At 74.3% G+C, this 19151-nt stretch carries 16 protein-coding genes; 3 read left to right on the plus strand and 13 right to left on the minus strand.

The genetic code is table 11. The features are described from left to right. Window positions 1-30 precede the first annotated feature (30 nt). Window positions 31-933, plus strand: coding sequence for an SDR family oxidoreductase (locus tag FU792_RS04790; protein ID WP_022926270.1), 903 nt, complete (start codon window positions 31-33; stop codon window positions 931-933). A gap of 81 nt (window positions 934-1014) precedes the next feature. On the opposite strand, the gene FU792_RS04795 is transcribed toward FU792_RS04790, so the two are convergent. Then, window positions 1015-1824: a hypothetical protein gene (locus FU792_RS04795; protein ID WP_022926269.1), complete on the minus strand. Its 810-nt coding sequence runs from the start codon at window positions 1822-1824 to the stop codon at window positions 1015-1017. 49 nt (window positions 1825-1873) lie between these two features. Between FU792_RS04795 and FU792_RS04800 the strand changes: the two genes are divergently transcribed. Continuing rightward, a complete protein-coding gene (locus tag FU792_RS04800) occupies window positions 1874-2923 on the plus strand; it encodes a serine/threonine-protein kinase (protein WP_052327918.1) in 1050 nt (349 codons plus the stop codon). 59 nt (window positions 2924-2982) lie between these two features. Here the strand turns inward: FU792_RS04800 and FU792_RS04805 are convergent, their stop codons facing one another. Further along, complete coding sequence (locus tag FU792_RS04805) at window positions 2983-4902, minus strand: vWA domain-containing protein (protein WP_161600199.1); 1920 nt, start codon at window positions 4900-4902, stop codon at window positions 2983-2985. Between the two features lie 177 nt (window positions 4903-5079). On the opposite strand from FU792_RS04805, the gene FU792_RS04810 reads away from it, so the two are divergent. Next, the gene (locus FU792_RS04810; RefSeq protein WP_022926267.1) at window positions 5080-5622 is read left to right on the plus strand and encodes a helix-turn-helix domain-containing protein; all 543 of its coding nucleotides are present in this window, start codon (window positions 5080-5082) and stop codon (window positions 5620-5622) included. On the opposite strand, the gene FU792_RS16655 is transcribed toward FU792_RS04810, so the two are convergent. The 11 genes from FU792_RS16655 to FU792_RS04865 all read right to left on the minus strand — a co-directional run bounded on the left by FU792_RS16655 (window position 5550) and on the right by FU792_RS04865 (window position 19151). Next, window positions 5550-6440 (minus strand): hypothetical protein, encoded by an 891-nt coding sequence (locus tag FU792_RS16655; protein WP_022926266.1) that lies wholly within the window; start codon window positions 6438-6440, stop codon window positions 5550-5552. The two genes, FU792_RS04810 and FU792_RS16655, sit on opposite strands and share 73 nt — an antisense overlap. Before the next feature lie 61 nt (window positions 6441-6501). Beyond that, window positions 6502-7587 carry an FHA domain-containing protein gene (locus FU792_RS04820; protein ID WP_033419140.1) on the minus strand — a complete coding sequence of 362 codons (1086 nt, stop codon included), beginning with the start codon at window positions 7585-7587 and terminating at the stop codon, window positions 6502-6504. Beyond that, entirely contained in the window at window positions 7587-8879 is a 1293-nt protein-coding gene (locus FU792_RS04825) for a VWA domain-containing protein (RefSeq protein ID WP_028131256.1), read from the minus strand. The genes FU792_RS04820 and FU792_RS04825 overlap by 1 nt, the downstream gene beginning before the upstream one ends. Next, the gene (locus FU792_RS04830; protein ID WP_022926264.1) at window positions 8872-10146 is read right to left on the minus strand and encodes a PP2C family protein-serine/threonine phosphatase; all 1275 of its coding nucleotides are present in this window, start codon (window positions 10144-10146) and stop codon (window positions 8872-8874) included. The genes FU792_RS04825 and FU792_RS04830 overlap by 8 nt, the downstream gene beginning before the upstream one ends. Next, complete coding sequence (locus FU792_RS04835) at window positions 10143-12416, minus strand: serine/threonine-protein kinase (RefSeq protein WP_149814582.1); 2274 nt, start codon at window positions 12414-12416, stop codon at window positions 10143-10145. Before FU792_RS04835 ends, FU792_RS04830 begins: the two co-directional genes overlap by 4 nt. After that, window positions 12413-13543: a hypothetical protein gene (locus FU792_RS04840; RefSeq protein WP_022926262.1), complete on the minus strand. Its 1131-nt coding sequence runs from the start codon at window positions 13541-13543 to the stop codon at window positions 12413-12415. Before FU792_RS04840 ends, FU792_RS04835 begins: the two co-directional genes overlap by 4 nt. Continuing rightward, entirely contained in the window at window positions 13540-15015 is a 1476-nt protein-coding gene (locus FU792_RS04845; protein ID WP_022926261.1) for a coiled-coil domain-containing protein, read from the minus strand. The genes FU792_RS04840 and FU792_RS04845 overlap by 4 nt, the downstream gene beginning before the upstream one ends. Next, window positions 15012-15650 (minus strand): hypothetical protein, encoded by a 639-nt coding sequence (locus FU792_RS04850; RefSeq protein WP_022926260.1) that lies wholly within the window; start codon window positions 15648-15650, stop codon window positions 15012-15014. Before FU792_RS04850 ends, FU792_RS04845 begins: the two co-directional genes overlap by 4 nt. Beyond that, on the minus strand, window positions 15647-16855 hold the full coding sequence (locus tag FU792_RS04855; protein WP_022926259.1) for a hypothetical protein: 1209 nt from the start codon (window positions 16853-16855) through the stop codon (window positions 15647-15649). The genes FU792_RS04850 and FU792_RS04855 overlap by 4 nt, the downstream gene beginning before the upstream one ends. Beyond that, window positions 16852-18567, minus strand: coding sequence for an AAA family ATPase (locus FU792_RS04860; protein WP_022926258.1), 1716 nt, complete (start codon window positions 18565-18567; stop codon window positions 16852-16854). Before FU792_RS04860 ends, FU792_RS04855 begins: the two co-directional genes overlap by 4 nt. After that, window positions 18564-19151, minus strand: a complete 588-nt coding sequence (locus tag FU792_RS04865; protein WP_022926257.1) for a hypothetical protein — start codon at window positions 19149-19151, stop codon at window positions 18564-18566. Before FU792_RS04865 ends, FU792_RS04860 begins: the two co-directional genes overlap by 4 nt.

Below are 19151 nucleotides of genomic sequence, written 5' to 3' on the forward strand. Positions count from 1 at the left end.
GACCGCCGGCCACGGGGGCAGGATCTCCCTATGCCCAGCACCAGCGATCAGCTGACCTTCGACGACCCGACCACCCGTCATCCCCGGATCTCGCCGCCCGAGCAGGACCAGCCCATGCCTGGGCTGGACGCCGAGCTCGATCCGCCGGCTGACCGGGGCGAGACGTCCTACCGTGGCACCGGCAGGCTGACCGGCCGTCGTGCCCTCGTCACCGGTGGTGACTCCGGCATCGGCGGCGCCGTCGCCATCGCCTACGCCCGTGAGGGCGCCGACGTGGCGATCAACTACCTGCCGGACGAGCAGGAGGACGCCGACCGCATCCGCGAGCTCGTCGAGGCGGAGGGTCGGGTCTGCGAGCAGCTGCCCGGTGACGTCACCAACCGCGAGACGGCCCAGCGCATCGTCGACCAGGCCGCCGACAAGCTCGGTGGACTCGACGTGCTCGTCGTCAACGCGGGCAAGCAGGTCAGCACCCCGTCGATCGAGGAGATCAGCGACGAGCAGTTCGACCTCACGGTCAAGACCAACATCTACGCGATGTTCTGGATGTGTCGGGCGGCGGTGGGGCACCTGGGGCCGGGGTCGACGATCATCCTGTCCAGCTCGATCCAGGCCTACAGCCCCAGCGAGCACCTGCTCGACTACGCCATGACCAAGGGTGCGATGAACACCTTCGGCAAGGGCCTGGCCAAGCAGCTGGCGCCGAAGGGGGTCCGCGTCAACATCGTCGCTCCCGGCCCCATCTGGACGCCGCTGCAGGTAGTGCAGGGTCAGCCCAAGGACGCCATCCCGGAGTTCGGCCTGGGGCAACCTCTCGGCCGTGCCGGCCAGCCGGTCGAGCTCGCCCCCGCCTACGTCTTCCTGGCGTCACCGGAGAGCAGCTACGTGGTCGGCGAGACGCTCAACGTCAACGGCGGCGCCGACAGTCCGTGACACGCGGTGTGAGCCGGACGGGCCGCAATTCCGCGATGGCGTCGCAGGATCGCGAGGACGTCCGGCGGTGGTGACCGACGCTCAGTCGCGCCGGTAGGGGTCGCGCGGGGCGCCACCCTCGTTTGGTGCGGCGCCCGGGGCCGGGGGAGGCGGGGGAACGCCCTGCCCCTGTGACTGTCCGTAGCCCTGTGACGGTCCGTAGCCCTGCGACTGGCCGTAGCCCTGGGTAGGCGGCTGCCCGGCTCCGCTGCCCGGCTGCTGGCCGTACCCCTGGTGCCCGTAGCCCTGTTGCGGGTAGGGCTGCTGCCCGGGGCCGTAGCCGTAGCCGCCCTGCGGGTTCTGCGCGGCCCGCTTGTCCCGGCCGCGGCCGACGAGCCACATGATGAGCCCGACGACAGTGAGCAGCAGCAGCGGGATGAGGGCCACCGCAGCCAGGGCGCCGAACGCGATGGCGACGAAGGTGCTGGCCGCGAGGTTCGGGGACAGGGCGGTCTGTCCGCCCTCGCAGGTGAAGGTGTGCTCACCGGTGCTGGTGGCCGTGTAGGTCCCCACGGTCGTCGCCTGCACCTGCGGCTCCTGCCCGGTGCTCAGGTCGTCGGCCGCCTGCAGCGTCTCCTCGCTGCCGTCCGGCAGGGTGACGGTGCACGCGACGTCACCACCGGAGCCCTCGCTGAAGACGTAGCGCAGGTCCCCCTCCTCCATGGACACCGTGGCCTGACCGCCCTCCATCGTCAGGTCGTCCTCCATGTCGCCGAAGGCGCGGACGCCGGCCACGGCTCCCCAGGCGACGATCGCGCCGGCGATGATGGACAGGACCAGGCCGATGATGAACATCCACTTGCCGGCTGTGGTCAGGCCGCTGCGCCGGGCGGGCGGGGTCGCATACGTCATGCCAGCACCATAGCGAGATCGGCCGCGGTGGGACTCTAGGCTGGTCGGCGTGGGAGAGGTGCTCGGTGGTCGCTACGAGCTCGTCGACCCCCTGGGCGAAGGGGGCGCGGGCGTCGTGTGGCGCGCCTGGGACCAGCGCGAGGAGCGCTACGTCGCGGCCAAGGTGCTCCGGCAGAGCGACGCCCCGACGCTGCTCCGGTTCGTCCGCGAGCAGGCGGTCCGGGTCGAGCACCCGCACGTCCTGACCCCGCTCGGCTGGGCCGGGGACGACGACCGCGTGCTCATCGCCATGCCGCTGGTCCGCGGCGGGTCGGTCGCGACCCTCGTGGGCGACCACGGCCCGCTCCCCACGGTCTGGGTCGCGACGCTGCTCGACCAGCTCCTGGACGCGCTCGCGAGGATCCACGGCGAGGGTCTGGTGCACCGCGACGTCAAGCCGGCCAACCTGCTCCTGGACGCGACCGGCTCGGGCCTCCCGCGGCTGCGGCTCGCCGACTTCGGCATCGTCACCGGTGTGGACGACCCCCGCCTCACCCACGTCCACCACGCGGTCGGGACGGTCGGGTATGCCGCGCCCGAGACGTTGCGGGTCGGCTGGGACCCCGACCCCCGGGCCGACCTCTACGCCGCGGGTCTGAGCGCCGCCGAGCTGCTGCTGGCGCAGCGGCCGGACGCCGACACGGTCGGCCCGCTCGCTGACCTGCTGGTGCGCCAGGGTGTCGACAGCGGCCTCGTCGCGGTCGTGCTCGACCTCGCCGCGGCCGAGCCGGAGGAGCGGTATGCCGACGCCTCCGCCGCGCGGGAGGCGCTGCGCGCGACCGGCTTGGTCGCCTCGCCGGAGACCTGGGACGCCGGTGAGGTCGAGGTCTTCGACCAGGTCCCCGAGCTGCCCGCCGGATGGGGCGCGGCCGGGCCGGAGGAGGGGCAGACCGGGCCGACCTCGCGTTCTGGACCTACGGATCTGGGGCCCGTTGCCCAGGAAGCGACGTCCAGTACAGAAGGTGGCGGCGCGGGGGCGGGCTCACGGCTCGGGATGGCGCTGCTCGGGCTCGGGCTGCTGCTGGTCTTGACCGCGGGCCTGCTCGCGCTGCTGAGCTGAACCGGCGCCGCCGACCACACCGGCGGTGGCCCGGGGCCCGATGCCCTCCTTGGGCCGGGTCAGGTGCTGAAGCGCCGGCCGCGCACGAGCAGGTAGCCGCCCACGAGGGCCACCACCAGCCCGAGGCCGGCCAGCACCCAGATGAGGGTCAGCAGCCTGGCGTCGCCACCCTCCGCCGGGGCCGCTGCGCTCGCGTCCTCGGTCGGATCGGCTTCGGCGCTGCTTTCGTCGTCGCTCTGGTCGGCGCCCGCCTCCGACGAGGACCGTGCCTCCTGCGTGGCGGCCGCGGGCTGCTCCCCGGCCTCCAGGTAGGTGGGCTCACCGTCGACCTCGCCCAGCACGTCGACCGTGAGCGTGAAGGGGATCGGCGGGGTGGCGCCCGGCTCGTCGCCGGAGGTCAGGCTGACGACCACGTAGTGGTCGCCCGCCCGGTCGGCGGCGTTCGGGTTGCCCCAGGCCCGGTTGTTCCACTCCACGTCGTAGGACAGGGCGGCGAAGGTGGTCCGCTCGTCCGGCTGGACCTTCGCGCGCCGGTCATAGCCGTCGGGCTGCCCGAGGTTGTGCAAGGCGTCGCCGCGGTCCGGGCCCACGAGCCCGATCTCGGCGATCCGCGTCCGGCGCAGGTAGTCGTACAGCTCTTCCGGGGGGTCGGGGAAGTCGACGAGCGCCTCGACGTGCTGCCCCCAGTCCACCGGGACGGAGAAGACGAGCACCTCACCCTCGACGATCTCTCCCTCGTACGTCCGCCCCGGCTCGATCGGCTCGGCGTCGTTGAAGGAGGTGCCGCCGACGACCTCGCCGTCCGGGTCACCGACGCGGGTTCCCTGCCACTCGTCGTGGTCCAGGTCGTAGGGGAGTAGGTCGGTGCGGGTCGCGGCGGGCTCCTCGCTCACCCAGAGCTCGACGGGGAAGCCGTCGAGGGTGGACGTCTGCTGCTCGTTGATCGACAGCAGGAGCTGGTCGTCGAAGCCGCACGGGTCGTCCGGGTCGTGGTGGTCGGCGAAGCCGGTGACGTCGACCGTGCCGAAGTTGTTGCCTCCCGCATTGCCCCAGGTCATGGCGGTGTTGAAGTCGCACCTCTTACCGTCGAGAGTCTCCAGCGACAGGTAGAAGGCCGAGAGACCGACGTTCTCGGTGGGGCGCATCGTGGCGCCGACGTGCAGGCTGGTGCCCGGGCTGCTGCGCTCGACGAGGTAGTAGGTCTTCCGCCGGTCGGCCACGGTGTCGAGATACTGCCCGGTACCGATCACCGGTGCGTCGTTCGGGTTCTCGGTCCCCTGCACCGGCTCGCCGCTGAGCTGGAACGGGCGGAAGGCCCGGGTCGAGATGCGAGTGAGCGCCGTCGTCAGGCTGTCGGTGTCGTCGGCGTCGTAGTAGGTGCCGCCCGCGACGTCGGCGACGCACTCCAGCTGGTCCCTCGTCTCCTGGTCCACGCCCAGGCCCACGGTGTGCACGACGAGGTCGAAACCGTCGGCGGTGAGCTCCTCGGCGACCTCGCACGGGTCGGGGTCGCACGTGGCGATTCCGTCCGAGACGAGCAGGATCGTTCGGTTGCCCTCCTCGCCGAGGTCGTCCGCGGCCTGCTGCAGCGCATACGCGATCGGGGTCTCGCCCAGGGGCTGGTATGCCTCCACGGCGTCGCGCATCGCGTCGGTGTTGCCGCTGCCGAGGGGGACCACGAGCTCACTGTCGGTGCACTTGTCCTCGCGCGGCTCGTCCAGCGGGACGCTGCCGCCGAAGAGCCGGACGCCGACCTGCTGGTCGGGGTTGAGCCCGTCGACGAGGGTGCCCACTGCGGCCTTGGCCGCGTCGATCTTGGGCTCGCCCTCGGCGTCCGGGTCCTCCATCGAGCCCGAGGAGTCCAGCAGCAGGAGCAGCTGGGCGTCGTCGGGGGAGTCGGTGGTCGACGCGGTGGCGACGCCGGGGGCGAGCAGCACCGCCGTCGCGGCGGCGGTCACGCTGTGGCGGATCCTGGTCACGATGGTCCCCTCGGAAGATGCGAACGTGTGCATTAGCGAAAGTAAACGTTCACAGTTGCAAAGTCAACCGGCGGCCCGGATACGGGCGCGGCGGCGCCGTCCCAGCCTAAGGTGGTCAGGCGCAGGGACCCGGCACGAGGCCGGGGCCCACGGCACAGCGGCGGACAGGAGGACGAGGTGAGCGAGGTCGAGCGCACGGTGGCGGCTCAGGTGGAGCTCTACGGCGAGCCGCTCGCCGACGTCTTCGCGCGGCTGACGGGCGGGCTCGGTCTGTCGCAGGCCCAGCTGGCCCGGACGCTGGGGATGTCCGCCCCGATGCTCAGTCAGCTCGGGTCGGGCAAGCGGGCCAAGATCGGCAACCCGGCGGTGCAACGGCGGCTGGCCGAGGTGCTCGAGCTGCTCGAGGAGGTGCGCGCGGGGGAGGTGCCGGCCGACGGCATACCAGAGCGGCTGGAGCAGGTGCGCGAGTCGACCGGCTCCTGGTCGACGAGCATGACGACGGGCACGACGCGTCACGACCTGCCCGGACCTGCGGACGACGACGCGGTCCGCGCGGTGCTGCGCGCCGCGGCGACCCCCGAGGACCTCGAGGCCGCGGCGCACCTGCTCGACCGGGACCATCCGGCGCTCGCGGCGGTGCTGCGGACCTACGGCCTGGAGGACCCCGACTCGTCGACCCCGCCGACAGCCCCCTCGTCGTCGTCGACGAAGACGAGCTGACCAGAGGCGACCAGCTCGGCGATCTCCTCCTCGGACAGCGCCGCGAGCTCCTCGTCGGTCAGGTCGACGTAGTCCTCTCCGGGGGCACCGGCGTCGTCCCTGACCTCCCCGCTCGGCACCGCTGCGTCGCCGTCGGCGGGCCGAGCCTCGCCGGCCTCGTCCTCCCACCACTCGTCCGCGCCCTGCTCGGGCGGGGCGTCCTCGACGACCTCCTCGGCGCCGTCCTCGGGCGGACGGACCAGGAGCAGCAGCACCCCGCCGATGAGCAGCATCGAGAGCCCGACGAAGGTGCCCAGGCTGCCCAGGGCGAGGCCGCCCAGCCGCAGCAGCGCGCTGGCCGGGCTCACCTCGGGGGCGACGACGACACCGCGTCCCTCGCAGTCGATGAGGTGCTCGCCCCCCTGCTCGGCCCGGAAGTGGCCGACGACCTGGAAGCGCGCCAGCGCGGTGTCGATGCCGACCCGCGAGCCCTCCTCGTCGAGGGTGGTGAAGGGCAGCTCGCCGCCGGGCCCGGTGATGGTGCAGGTGATCTGCTCGACCGGGGTGGGCACGATCTCGCCAGGGGCGATGAGGCCACCGGTGACGTAGAGCGTGCGCTCGGTGCCCTCGACCAGCGAGACCGTCGCGGTGCCGTCGAGCAGCTCGGCCGAGTTGGACTGCAGATGGTCCAGCAGCGAGCGCGTGGCCCAACCGCCGATCAGCGTGACGACCAGGGCCACCACGGCCAGCAGCCCGCCGAAGCGGACCAGGTGGCGACCGGAGCGGCGCAGCCGTGCCCGGCTCGAGCGGGTCACCGGGGCGGCGTCGTCTGCGGGCATGGGTGAACTCTAGGCCGCGGGCCGGACCTGACGTGGGGTACGGCACGCCGTCACGGCCGGTTCATCCTGTCCCCTGCCGCTCGGACTCGGTCGCCTGGCGCAGCACGAGGCGGGTCCAGGCCCCGACGTAGATCCGGTCGTCGCGGTCGATCTCCACCCGCTGCCCGGGCGTCAGCGGCGTCGTCGGCAACGGCTCGCCGACCGTGCCGACGTAGGTCCCGTTGCTGCTGCCGAGGTCCTCGATCCACCACCGGCGCCCGTCGCTGGTCAGCTGGGCGTGCCGGCGGGAGACCGCGCTGTCGGCGCCGGCGTCGACCTCCGGCCGCGACCCGAGGCTGCCCGACGGCCGCCCGATGAGCACCACCGACCGCTGCACGGCGACCACGTCCGGGACACCCGCGCTCGGGCACGCCTCCGCGGTCTGCTGCACGGCATACCAGTCCGGGTCGACCCACACCTCGACCACCCACGTGTCGGCGAGGTCGCGCGAGGGTGGGGTATGCCGGGGGCGGGCGTGCGCGGCCACCTCGACGCTGACCTCGGGCTCGGGCTCGGGCTCGGGCTCGGGGTCCGGCTCGGCGCCGGCCACGTCTTCACCGGGCGTCGGCTCTGGTTGCTCGGGCTCCTCGTCGTCGTCTTCACCGGGCGTCGGCTCTGGTTGCTCGGGCTCCTCGTCGTCGTCTTCACCGGGCGTCGGCTCTGGTTGCTCGGGCTCGTCGTCGTCCGCACCGGGCGTCTGCTCTGGTTGCCCGGGCGCCTCGTCCTCGTCCTGTGCATCGGGCGACGTCCCCGCCGCCTCAGCCTCGTCCGGAGCCTGCTCCTCCGGGGAGGGCTCCTCTCCCAACGGAGCGGCGCCGGTGGTGAAGTCGTAGCCGCAGGACTCGCAGAAGAGGGCGTCGGCGACGTTCGGGGCCCCGCAGTGCGGGCAGGTCTGGCTGGGCGCCGCCTCCGGCGGTCCCAGGTCGAGCGCCGAGCCGGGCTGACCGGGAGAGGCGGCCTCCACCTCACCGGATCCCTCGGTCGCACCCGGCACGACCGAACCCACGGCCGGCTGCGCCGCCCGCAGCGGCACCGCGGTGATCGGTGAGCCGCAGGTGTCGCAGTAGTCGGTGGCCTCGCTCTCGTGACCCTCGGGGCAGAGCACCATCAGCCGGGCCGCACCCGGGTGGTCTTGGTCGACGCGGTGTCCAGCTCCATCTCGTCGAGCCGGTCCACGTCGCGGCGCAACCGCACCCGCCCGGTGGCGGCGTCGTCGATGTCGACCACCCGGGACAGCCGGGAGGTCGCGCCGTCGTCGCCGGTCGCCTGCGCGAGCTGGACCGCCCGGCCCAGCCGTGAGGTGGCGGTCACGTCGTCGCCCATCGCCTTGGCCCGCAGACCCTCCTGGATGGCCGAGGCCAGCTCGGTCTGCCCGGTGTAGTGCGCCACCTCGGGGCTGATCTGCGCGGTGAGGACGTCGTCGGCGGACCAGGCGGCCTTGACCAGTCCCTGGGTCTGCACCTCCTCGCCCACGACGAGCTGCACCCGCGAGGCCAGCTGCTCCTGGCCGATGCCCTTGGGAGCCAGCCGGACGGCGACGTGGTAGTCCCGTGTCTCGTCGCCCCAGGCGCCGGTGTCGTAGCCGCCGGTGAGCGGGTTCACCTCGACCCGTCTCCCGGAGAGGTCCTCCAGCGTGGGGCTGACCTGCTTGACGAAGAGCACCTCGGCGCCCTGCGGGGCCCAGACACGCAGCTGGGCCTCGCTGACCCCCTTGCTCATCGACGTGCTCATGAGCGCGGCGAAGTCCTCGCTCAGCCCGTCCCAGGTCCGGATGAGGTCGACACCCCCCAGCAGTGCCTCGGCGATCCGTCGCACCTCGGCGACCTGCCACGCCGCGCCCAACCCGCGGCAGTCCGCCTGGAAGCGGCCACGCACCTGCTCCAGCGCCCAGGTGAGCTCCTGCGGGGTCTCGTGCTGGTTGGCGCCGTCGGTGAGCAGGATCGCGTGCCGCTTGGACAGCGAGGGCACCGTGCCGAAGAGCTGCCCGGCGGCGAGCAGCCACCGGCCCATCGCCGTCCCGCCGCCCGGCACCAGCCGCTGCAGCGAGCGCTTCGCCTCGAGCCGGGTCTGGGCCGACATGCGCGCCATCGCGGCGGTGTTGCCGGTCGGGTAGCACAGCGCGGCCTCGTGGTTGCCGGCCACGATGGCGAACCACACGCCGTCGACGATCTGGTCCAGGGCCGCCGACGCGGCATACGCGGCCGCCTGCACCCCCTGCACGTCCATCGACCCGGAGACGTCGACGATGATGACCTCGCCCGCCTCCCCGCCGGAGCCGCCCGTCGTCGTCGGCACCACCGCCCCCGCGTCGGTGCAGGTCACCGACACGATCGCGTGGACGTCGGTCCCGCCGTCGGGAAGGAACTCGTTCTGGTGCACGGTCGAGGAGAACTCAGCCATGTGCACCATCCTGCCTCGTGCCCGCGCAGCGGGCGAGGGCGACCGTGATGTTGTCGGCGCCACCCTGCTCGTTGGCCCACGCGACCAGCGCCTCGGCGAGCACCAGCGGCTCCGCCCCGGCCTCGCCGGCGCGGGAGCTCACCACCGCGGCGAGGTCGGCGGGCTCGGACGCGTAGTTCCACAGACCGTCGCTGCACACCAGGACCCAGCCGGGGGAGCTCACGTCCTGCTCGGTCACCGCCGGCTCCACGTCCGGGGCGTCCGGGCCGAGCCACCGGGTGATGGTATGCCCGAGCGGGCCCGCCTCGGCCTCGGCGCGGCTGATGCCGGCCCGGATCTGCTCCTCGGCCATGGAGTCGTCGGTGCTCAGCCGGCGCGGCTCGCCCTCGTCGGGCAACCAGTAGGCCCGGCTGTCGCCGATCGAACCGACGGAGGCACGACCTCCCTCGATCACGGCCGCGACGTAGGTGCAGGACGGGGCGGTCGACTCCGTCGCGAACTGCGTGGCGACCTCCTCGACGGCGGCAGCCGCGGCGCGAGCCGCCTCGCCGTGCCGCTCGTGCGGGGTGGTCCCGCCGGTCAGCACCGCGAGGGCCGCCTCGGCAGCCGCCTCGCTCGCCTCGGCGGAGCGTGGCGCGCTCGACACGCCGTCGCAGACCACGAGCACCGCGCGGCCGGGGAGGGCGTCGTCGGCCCAGAGCGCCATCGCGTCCTCGTTGTCGCGGTGGCGTCGTCCCTTGTCGCAGACCGCGGCGACGGCGGCGGACGGGCTGGCGCTGGTGTGGTGCCGGGGGTCGGGGCGGCGCTCGCCGCACTGGGTGCACCACCCGTCCTCGTCGTAGGGGCCACCGCACGAGGCGCACGTCCCGTGATCCACCGTAGGGGTCGGCTCGGCCGCTCGCGCCGGGGCGAGGTCGCCACCGAGCACGAGCATCGGCTCGGGGAGCGGGGGAGGCCCCTCGCTGAATGGCTCCGGCTCCTGCTCGGCCTCGTCCTCGGTGGGGGCGTCCGCCGGCTCGCGCTCCGGCTCACCCTCCCGCTCCTCGGTCGGGGCGTCCGCCCGGTCCCGCCCCGGGTCCTCCTCGCTCCGCCCGGCCCGCCCTGCGTCGGGGCGCTCCCCGTCGGCGTGCGCCGCAACACCGGTGCGCGCGCCCGGGGCTGGGATCGGAGCCGTCGGGTCGTCCGGCAGGGCGCCGGGGTCGCGCTCGCCTGGGGCGCGCTCGCCGGGCTCCGCGGAGTCCACCGGGTCGGGGGTCTGCTGCGTCATGTCCAGCTCCAGGGACGGACCGCGTTGGCACGGTCGATGAGCCCGGCCCGCTCCTGCGGGTCGGGGGTGTAGTCGGCGAGCACGCGGTACTCCTTCTCCAGCGCCCGCTGCAGGGCGTCGCGGGTCAGCGTGACCTCGCCGACCTGCCAGTCGGGCTTCGGGCCGTGCTGGGTGACCTGCTCCAGCGCCTGCTCGAAGAGCACGGCGTTGAACTGTGCCCGCTGCCGCGGGTCCAGCGTCAGCCGGCGCACCGAGTGCATCGACTCGCGCAGGTCCGCCAGGCTGCCGCGGCGCCGGAGCAGCTCGGCCCGCAGCCACCGGGCCCGCGGGTGGGCCCGGCTGCTCGCCGGGACCGAGTCCAGGGCGGTGATCGCCCCCTCCACGTCGTCCCGCTGCAGCCGCACGCGGTGCAGCCCGAAGGCCGCCGGCGCGACGTATGCGGCGTCCGTGCGCCAGGCACGCAGGTAGTCCTGCTCGGCCGCCGAGCCGTAGCCGGCGAGCTCGGTGGCCAGCGCCAACGCCATACGGGGCGCGATCTCGCCGGGCAGGGCGTCGCGCACCGCGGCGAAGTGCCCGGCGGCCTCCTGGGCCCGGGCGGCGGTGACGGTCTCATCGCCGTCGGCCTGCGACAGCGACCACAGGCCCCGGGTCCACGAGCCGCGCCAGTCCCACGGGTCCTCGTCCAGCAGCCCGCGGACGGCGTCGTCCACCCAGCGTTCCTGCCCCACCCGTATGCCAGCCCGCGCCCGCGCGAGGAAGACCTCGGCGCTCTCCTCGGGTGCCGACAGCAGCGCCTCGTAGGTGGCGGCCGGGTCGTTTCCGGTGTGGCTGGCGATCCAGTCGAGCATGGGGTCCTGCTCGTCCCGCTTGAGCTCGGGCAGCTCCCACCACGACAGCTTCTCTCCGGTCGTGACCGGCGGCTCGAAGGCCGGGCTGTGCGACGACAGCGTGGCCGGGCGCTCGGGCCCGCTCGCGGCCACGACCTGCCGCAGCACCCCGACGAGCTGGCTGCGCAGCTCCTCCACGGAGGTGAAGCGGTCGTTGGGGTCCGGGGCGCAGCAGCGGGCAACGATGCGGTAGAAGGCGTCGTGCTCGGTGAACGCCGGGACCCGGGACAGCGGCGGGAGGGTGTGCACGTAGTCGCTCTGGTAGCCGCGGAACTCGAAGGTGAGCACGCACAGCGTGCGGCCGATCGTGTAGATGTCCGAGGCGACCGACGGCCCCACCTCGGCCACCTCGGGCGCCTGGTAGCCCACGGTGCCGTAGATCGGTGACTCCAGGTCGTCCTGCCGACGCACCCCGCCGAGGTCGATGAGCTTGATGCCGTCGCGCTCGTGGATGAGGTTGTCCGGCTTGAAGTCGCAGTAGAGCAGGCCCAGGTCGTGCAGGTGCGTGAAGGCGGGCAGCACCTCGATGACGTAGGCGAGGGCCTGGTCGACCGGGAAGGGCGTGTAGCGGCCCGCCTCGCGCATCCGGTCCTGCAGCAGCTGCTTGAGGCTGCGCCCGCCGACGTGCTCCATCACCGTGTAGGCGTCGCCGTCGTGCTGGACGGTGTTGTAGATCTCGACGATCAGCGGGTGCTTGACCTGGGCCAGGAACTGCTGCTCGGCCACCGCGGCGTCGAGGGCGTCGTCGTCGCCGGTGTTGAGCAGTCCCTTGAGCACGACGAAGCGGTCCGAGACGTTCTTGTCGCGACCCAGGTAGATCCAGCCCATCCCGCCGTGGGCGAGCGCGCCGACGTTCTCGTACTGCCCCGCCACGAGCTCGCCCGGCTCCAGCTTGGGGGTGAAGGAGTAGGGCGCCCGGCACTGCGGGCAGAACCCCTGCTGGCGCCCCTCGCCCTCGCCCGCGGCGCGGCCCACGTCGGCGCCGCACGCGGGGCATACCCGCCGGTCCTCGGGCACCTGGGGGTCGGTCATGAGCTTCTCGACCGGGTCGCCCTCCGGCACGTCCGGGACGGTGGTCAGGCCCAGGCCGAGCCGCGAGCGGCGGCTGTCCGCCCCGGCACGGCGGCGGCGCACCCGGGCCGCGTGGACGGCCTGACGGCTCTGCCCGGGGGCGGGGGTCGCGACCATGTGGCCGGACGCCGCGGCGGGGTCGGCGCCCGAACCGGGTGCGCCGTCCGGCTCCGGGTCGGCGCTCGCGGGCACCGGACGGGCGGGGGTCGCCTCGATCGGGGCCTGCCGGGGCTCGGGGGAGCCGCAGACGTTGCACCACCCGTCCTCGTAGGACCCGGTGCACCCGGGCTCCCGGCACGGTGACCCGCTCACGGGCGCACCCCCATCGTCTTCGCGTAGCTCTCCTGCGCCTGCACCAACGCCTCCAGTCGCGTCAGGTCGGTGGGTCGGTCCTCCAGCACGGCCGCCGTCTGGTCCGCGACGGTGCTCATGGCGTCCTCCGAACCGGCCGCCGCGAGCGCTGCGCGGACCCGGTGCGCCCGCTCGGTGAGGTCCTCGAGACGATCCAGCGCGGCGGCATACTCCGCGTGCGCCATGCTCAGCGCCCGCTCGACCCGCCCCAGTCGCTCCCGGTATGCGCTCAGCTCGGCGGGCTCGGTCGGCACGTCGCCCAGCGCGGTGACGTCGGGGACTCCCAGCCGGGGCGACGGCGTCACCGAGGCGACGGCGCGGTGCGCGAGCGAGCGCACCGCCTGCCCCCGCGCGGTGAGCTCGGCCACCTCGCGGGTCGCCTGGGCGTGGTCGGCCTTGGCGTGCGCCCGGGCCGAGGCGGCGACGATCAGGTCGCGCTCGATCGTCGCCGCACGCGACTCCAGCGGGGCGAGGAGTCCGCCGACGTCGGCCCCCCGGGCGGCGCGGTCGGTGACGTCGGTGAGGCGTCGGTCCAGCTCGGCGTGTGCGCTCGCGGCCGAGGAGCGCCGGGAGCCGGGGATGAGGGCCACCTGGTCCGCGATCCGCTCGACCTGCTGACGCAGCGAGCGCAGCCGTCCGGCGAGGTCCGGGTCGGCGCCGTCCAGCCGCAGCCGGGAGCGCAGCGAGGAGGCGAGGGAGTCCGAGAGCCGGCAGGCCTCCGGCAGGGACACGGCGAGGGACTGGGCGCCGCGCGTGCCGGGCTGCTCCAGCGAGCCCCACACCAGGGTGGTGATGCGGCGACGCTCCTGCTCACCGACCCGGCCGCTGTCCCAGGTGGCCAGGATGAGGGCGAGCCGGTCGGCGACCGCCTGCCACAGGGTCATCGACAGGGTCACGTCCGGGGTCAGGGCGGCACGCTCGCCCGGGTCGGTCATCTCGAGGGCGGCCTCGTCCAGCGCCGCGAGCTCGGTGCGACGGCGGTTCTTCCACCGCAGCATGGCGTCGAGGTAGGCGAGCAGCTCGGTGTCCGGGACGTCCGCCCCGAGCGACCCGGGCGCCGCGGGGGCGTGCGCGTGTCCGCCGGTCACCGGTCCTCGCCCTCCTGGCGTCGGCGCCAGGCCTCGACCCCGAGGCCGGCGAGGGGGAGCAGGATGACGAGGGCCAGCCCGGGCAGCACCAGGCCGGGCGCCCATCCCTGCTCGGCGGTGTCGACGACGGACTGCCGCAGCGTCTCGACCTCGGCCTCGACGTCGACCGACGCCTCACCGGCGGCGTCGACGACGCCCAGCGCGGCGGAGCGCAGCTCCTCGCTGGTGCTGTCCTGCGCCAGGGCGTCGCCCAGCTCGGCCCGCGCCTGCGCCCACTCGTCGTGCGCCACCCCGAGCTCCTCCAGGCCGTAGGTCTGCTCCCAGAAGCCGTCGTCCCCCTGCTCGTACGGTGCGAGCGTGCGCAGCCCCAGCATCACCTCGAGATCGCGCCGGACCTCGTCGCGCACGTCGTCGGCGCGGTCGACCGCCTCCTCGTGCGCCTCGGCACGGGCGGCCACGCCGTCGAAGAAGGGGTCCTGTGCCAGGGCCAGTCCGCTGGCGAGCAGGCCGGCGAGAGCGAGTCCTGCGGCGAGGCGGGCCCCGGAGCGCCAGAGCACCACCGTGACGCCCAGGAGCACCAGCGCGCCACCCCACATGAGCGTCGTGGCCCAGGGCGAGCCGGGCGTGATGTTCTCGCGCGCGTCGTCCACCTCGGTGCTGGACACGGCATACCGGAAGGTGTTCCGTGTCTCCTCCCACGTGGTGGCAGCCCGCACCGGGGCGGTGTCCGTCGAGGACAGCGCGGCGTTGAGGGGCTCGAGGTCGTCGCGGTAGTAGGAGGGGACGTCGCCGCGGTCGAAGACGATCCGGGCCAGGCCGGCGCTGCCGAGGTCACCGTCCGCGTCGGGTGCCGCCGGCTCCCCGGTGGCCTGCCGGACGATCTCGCTGTCGAGCGCGTCGGTGGCCTCGCGCAGGAGGGCACGACTCTCGTCCAGGTCCTGGAACGTGGCGACGTCCCGCTCGTCCGCCCGGGAGGCGGACAGGGCAGCACCCACGACCAGCGCGAGCATCGAGGCGACCAGCAGGGTGATGACCGTCTGCAGGTGGGGTATACGCCGACTGCTCACCTCCCGCGCGCCCGCGAGGAGACGGTTGGAGCTGCGCGTGGTCCTGGTGGTCGACACGCGGGGGACCCGGTCCTCCTGGCCCATCCGCGCCGCCTGCCGACGCAGCCGACGCTCGGTACGGACCAGGCGGCGCTCGGCGTCGTCGATCTCGCGCTGGCGCCGGGCCAGCTCGCGCTCGGCCTCCCGGCGCTGCGAGGCCAGGCGTTGCCGGGCGTGGTCCCGCTCCTGCTCCGCCTGCTCGGCCAGCTCACGACGCTGCCGCTCCAGCGCGGCCTCCTGGACGCGGAGCTCCTCGATGGTGGTGTCCTCGACGTCCGGCAGGTCCTCGCCGAGCACGAGCATCGGCCGGTCGGGCTCGGCGGCCCCGTCACGTCCGTCGCTGTCGTCCCGCGGTGTGCCGCTCATGAGTCCTTCCTCCGACCCGGCAGGGCGAAGGCGATCCCTGCGAGCGCCGCCGCTGCCAGACCGGTGGCCGCGACGGGTGCCGAGGCCCCTGTCGTGTTCTCGAGCGAGGCCAGCATACGGGCGCGCTGGTCGGCCACCCGTGCCGTCGCCTCGTCGAAGGTCGCCCGGCCCTCGTCCGCAGCCACCGCGACGTCCAGCCACGCGACCCGGGCCTCGTCGGTGGTGCCGATGGCCTGCACGGTGTCCGGGTCGGGGTCCGGGCCGCTCACCAGGACCCCGAGGACGAGCAGGACGAGGCCGAGCGCCCAGCCCCACGCGCCGCCCGTCGAGCCACGGATCCCCGCGTGCTGGGACTGCTCCGCCAGGTCGAGCTCGCGCTGGACCGAGGAGCGCCCGTGCCGCTGGGTCAACCGCCGCTCGGCACGGTCCAGCCGCGCCTGACGGCTGCGGAGCTGGCTCTCGACGGACGCCCGGTATGCCGCGAGCTCGGCCTCGGTCTCGTCGCGCTGCCGCCGCAGCTCCTCGACGGTCGTGTCCTCGACCTCGGGGCGGTCCTCACCGACGATGAGCATCGCAGGCTCCGGCTCGCCGGCGTTGGCGTTCTCGGAGCGCGCACCCCCGCGCGCAGCACTCACCGGTAGTCCTGCAGGCGTCGCGTGATCCCGGTCCACGCGAGGGCTGCGGCGACCACGCCGAGCAGGAGCGCTGCCCCGGCGGTGATGAGCGCCGGCGCACCGACCTGGGTGTCGACGGCCGCGAGCTGGTCGTCGAGCCGCTGCTCGAGAGTCGCGGCCAGTCCCTCGAAGTCCTCCTGGGAGGCCGAGATCGACGCGCCGTCGGCGTCCCCCTCGGCGATCTCCTCCCAGTCGGTGACCAGGTCGCTGCCCTCGTCCGTCGCCGCCAGAGCCTCCCCGGCGGCGGCCGCGGCACCCTGCCACGCGTCGTCGGCGCCGACGGACTCGGCGAGCTGGGCGGCGCGAGCCTCGTGGACCGAGGCCAGCGCGGTGGCGGTGGTGGCCGGCGAGGCCAGCTGGGCCTCGTAGTCGACCGGCAGGCTCCCCGGGTTGACGGAGAGGTAGGTCAGTCCCGCGGTGATCGCGGTCGCCGCCAGCACCGGGACGTTGACGATCCGTCGGGTGCGCAGGGCCAGGACCACGAGCACACCGAGCAGCGCGAGGGTGGCGAGCGTGCCCAGGACGCCGGTCAGCTCCGAGCGGGGCCCGGAGAGCGCGTCCACCCGCTGGTCCGCGACCCGTTGCAGCGCCTGGCCCGCGTCGGCCGCTCCCTGCCGGGCCGTGCCGTAGCGGTCCTGGCCCTCGCCGGCGCTGTAGCCGACGGAGGTGCCGGCCCGCTCGGCCGCGACGAGATAGGTGGCCCAGGCCTCGGGCGCCCCGCCGTCATCACCGACGGTCCCGAGCTCGCGGCTGACCTCGGTGGTGATCCGCTCGAAGGCGGCGCGGCTCTCGTCGGTGTCGCCGTCCACGACACGCTGCGCGAGCGCCTGGTCCGCCTCGGCGACGAGCACCGAGGCCCGCTGCGTCGCCGTCCACTCCTGCGCCAGTGCGGTGGGGGTGGCCGCGACACCGTCGGTGGACAGGGTGCCCGAGGCGGCCACCCCGGTGAGGAGGGCGACAGCGGCCGCGACGCCGCGCAGGACGCGCAGCAGCCGAGGGGTGGTGCTCGGTCGTGCGGCCGTCGGGGCGGTCCGCGTCGCCGAGGCCGGGGCTGCGCTCGGCGCCGTGCCCGGGGAGGTGGGGGTGGCCGGCGCGGCGGAGGACCCCGTGGCCTGCGACGGTGCGGCTGCCGAGGCCGAGGGGGTGGCCTGTCCCGGTGTGCTCACGGGCGCGGCTCCTCGGGCGCGTCACCCTCCACCGGCTCGTGCCCCACCCCGTCGCCGGGCTCGCCGGCAACCCCGTCGGCCGCCGGGTCCTCCGGCGCCCCGTCAGCACCGAGCGGCGCGTCCGGCGAGAGGTCGACCGCGTCACGGTCCTCGAAGTCCTCGCGCTGCAGGGTGCGCAGCGCGGTGACGTCGACGTCGGTGATGTCCCGCAACCGCCAGGCGTGCCGACCGATGGCCGCCTCGAGCAGGTTGCGGGCGAACCGGCCGTTGCCGAAGCTGGGCCCACGCGGTGTCGCCGCCAGGATCTCCGCGAAGCGCTCCACCGCCTCGGGGGACAGGTCGTAGTCCATCTGCCCGGCGAGGTGCTGCTGGATCGCGCCGAGCTCGTCGTCGGTGTAGTCCTCGAACTCGATGATGGTGCGGAACCGGCTCTCCAGGCCCGGGTTGGTGGCGATGAACTCCGCCATCGGGTCCGGGTAGCCGGCGACGATGACGACGAGGTCCTCCCGGTGGTCCTCCATCTCCTTGACCAGGGTGTCGATGGCCTCCTTGCCGTACTGGTCGCCACCCAGGCTGTAGGCCTCGTCGATGAAGATGACCCCGCCGTGAGCGCTGCCGACCACCTCGGCGGTCTTGGCGGCCGTCTGCCCCAGGTATCCCGCCACCAGCTCGCTGCGGTCCACCTCGACCAGCTGCCCCTTGCTCAGCAGACCCAGCGCGCGGTAGATCCCGCCGACGAGCCGGGCCACGGTCGTCTTGCCGGTGCCGGGGTTGCCGACGAAGACGAGGTGCCGGGTCAGGGTGGCCACCTTGAGGCCGGCCTCCTGCCGACGGGCGTCCATCTTGAGCACGGCGACCTGGCGGTGGATCTCGGCCTTGACCCGCTCGAGACCGATGAGCTCGTCCAGCTCGGCGAGGAGCTCCTCCACCGAGCGCTCCGGCTCGGGCTCCTCCTGCGGCTCCGCCGTCGCCGCCGGGTCCTCGGCGGTCGCGGCGACCTCGGGCGCCGGACCCGCGCCGGTGGTCTGGTCCGGTGCGGCCTGACCGGGACCCGTCCCGGCCGGCGCACCCGTCGGGTACCCCTCCGGCCCGGGCGGCTGTGTCGGTGCCGGCTGGTAGGTCTGGCTGCCTGCGGAGAGGGAGGTGAGCATGTCGCGGACCCGGGCCCCCTGCTCCTGCGCCCGGCGGAGCAGGTCGGCGGAGAGTGCGGACGCCTCGCTCGGGGCACCCGGCAGACCAGCGGGTGCCCCCGTGGACGGCGACGGACCGGCCTGCGGCGGGGTGAGCCCGGCGGTGGGGGAGCCCGGCCCGTGCGCGGGAGCCACCCCTGCGGCGGCCAGCTGCGCGCGGGCCACGGACGTCGCCTTGCCGACGCTGAGCTGCCCCGCGCCGGGCAGGGTGCAGGCAGCGGTCGCGACGTCGGCCAGCGCCTGGGCGTATCCCGACGCCCGGGGGCTGCTCTCGGCGACGAGCGTCGACAGCAGCGGGGTGGGGATCGAGGCATACCGGCGACCCTTGGGCACCGCGCCGAAGAAGTCGCTGGTGGGGCGGTCGAAGGCCCGGGCCCAGAGGGTGTGCGCCTCGCCCGGTCCGGGATGCTCCAGGACGGCGGCGGCGAGGTGCTGGCCCTCGACCCGCACCGCCTGCTCGTCCAGGCCGGCCTCGCGGCCCACCCGCGCGAGCAGGTCCACGGCGTCGGCCAGCCGGCTCACCGGTCCACCCCTTCCGGCGGCGACAGCGGCTCCCCGTCGGTCGGCGGCGCTGCTGGCACGGGCGCGTGGTCCGCCTCCTCGACGCGCAGCGACCCGCCGGCACCGGCGGACCCGAACTTCTCGGCGATGAACCGGCCCTGGGCGACGAGCTCGCGCGCGTCCTGGCGGTAGACCGCGTCGAAGACCTTGTCCATCGTCAGGCCCAGCAGGTCGAGCTGGTCCACGAGCACCATGAGTGAGGTCTTCGCACCGTCGACCGGCCGGGTGTCGGCATACCGCCGGGGCAGCCGCTGGTAGGCCCCGACCGCCTCGGGCAGGTAGTCCGTCGCCGTCGCGATGACGGTGTAGCCGAGGTCGCTGCCGCTGAGCTTCTCCAGCCGCGGCACGGTGTCCCGCACCGTGTCGATGACCCTGCTGCCGCGGGCGACGACGACGGAAGGGAGCGCCGCGGAGGCGAGCAGCTCCTCGGTCGAGGCCAGTGCCTGCTGCACGTCCTGCGCCGTCGGCGGCGCGGGCAGGCTCATCCGGTCGTCGGCCGGGGCGGACCGGCCGAGCATCCGGTCCAGCAGGTCGGAGAACCCCAC

The organism is Serinicoccus marinus DSM 15273 (assembly GCF_008386315.1).
In the GTDB taxonomy this organism is placed as follows: domain Bacteria; phylum Actinomycetota; class Actinomycetes; order Actinomycetales; family Dermatophilaceae; genus Ornithinicoccus; species Ornithinicoccus marinus.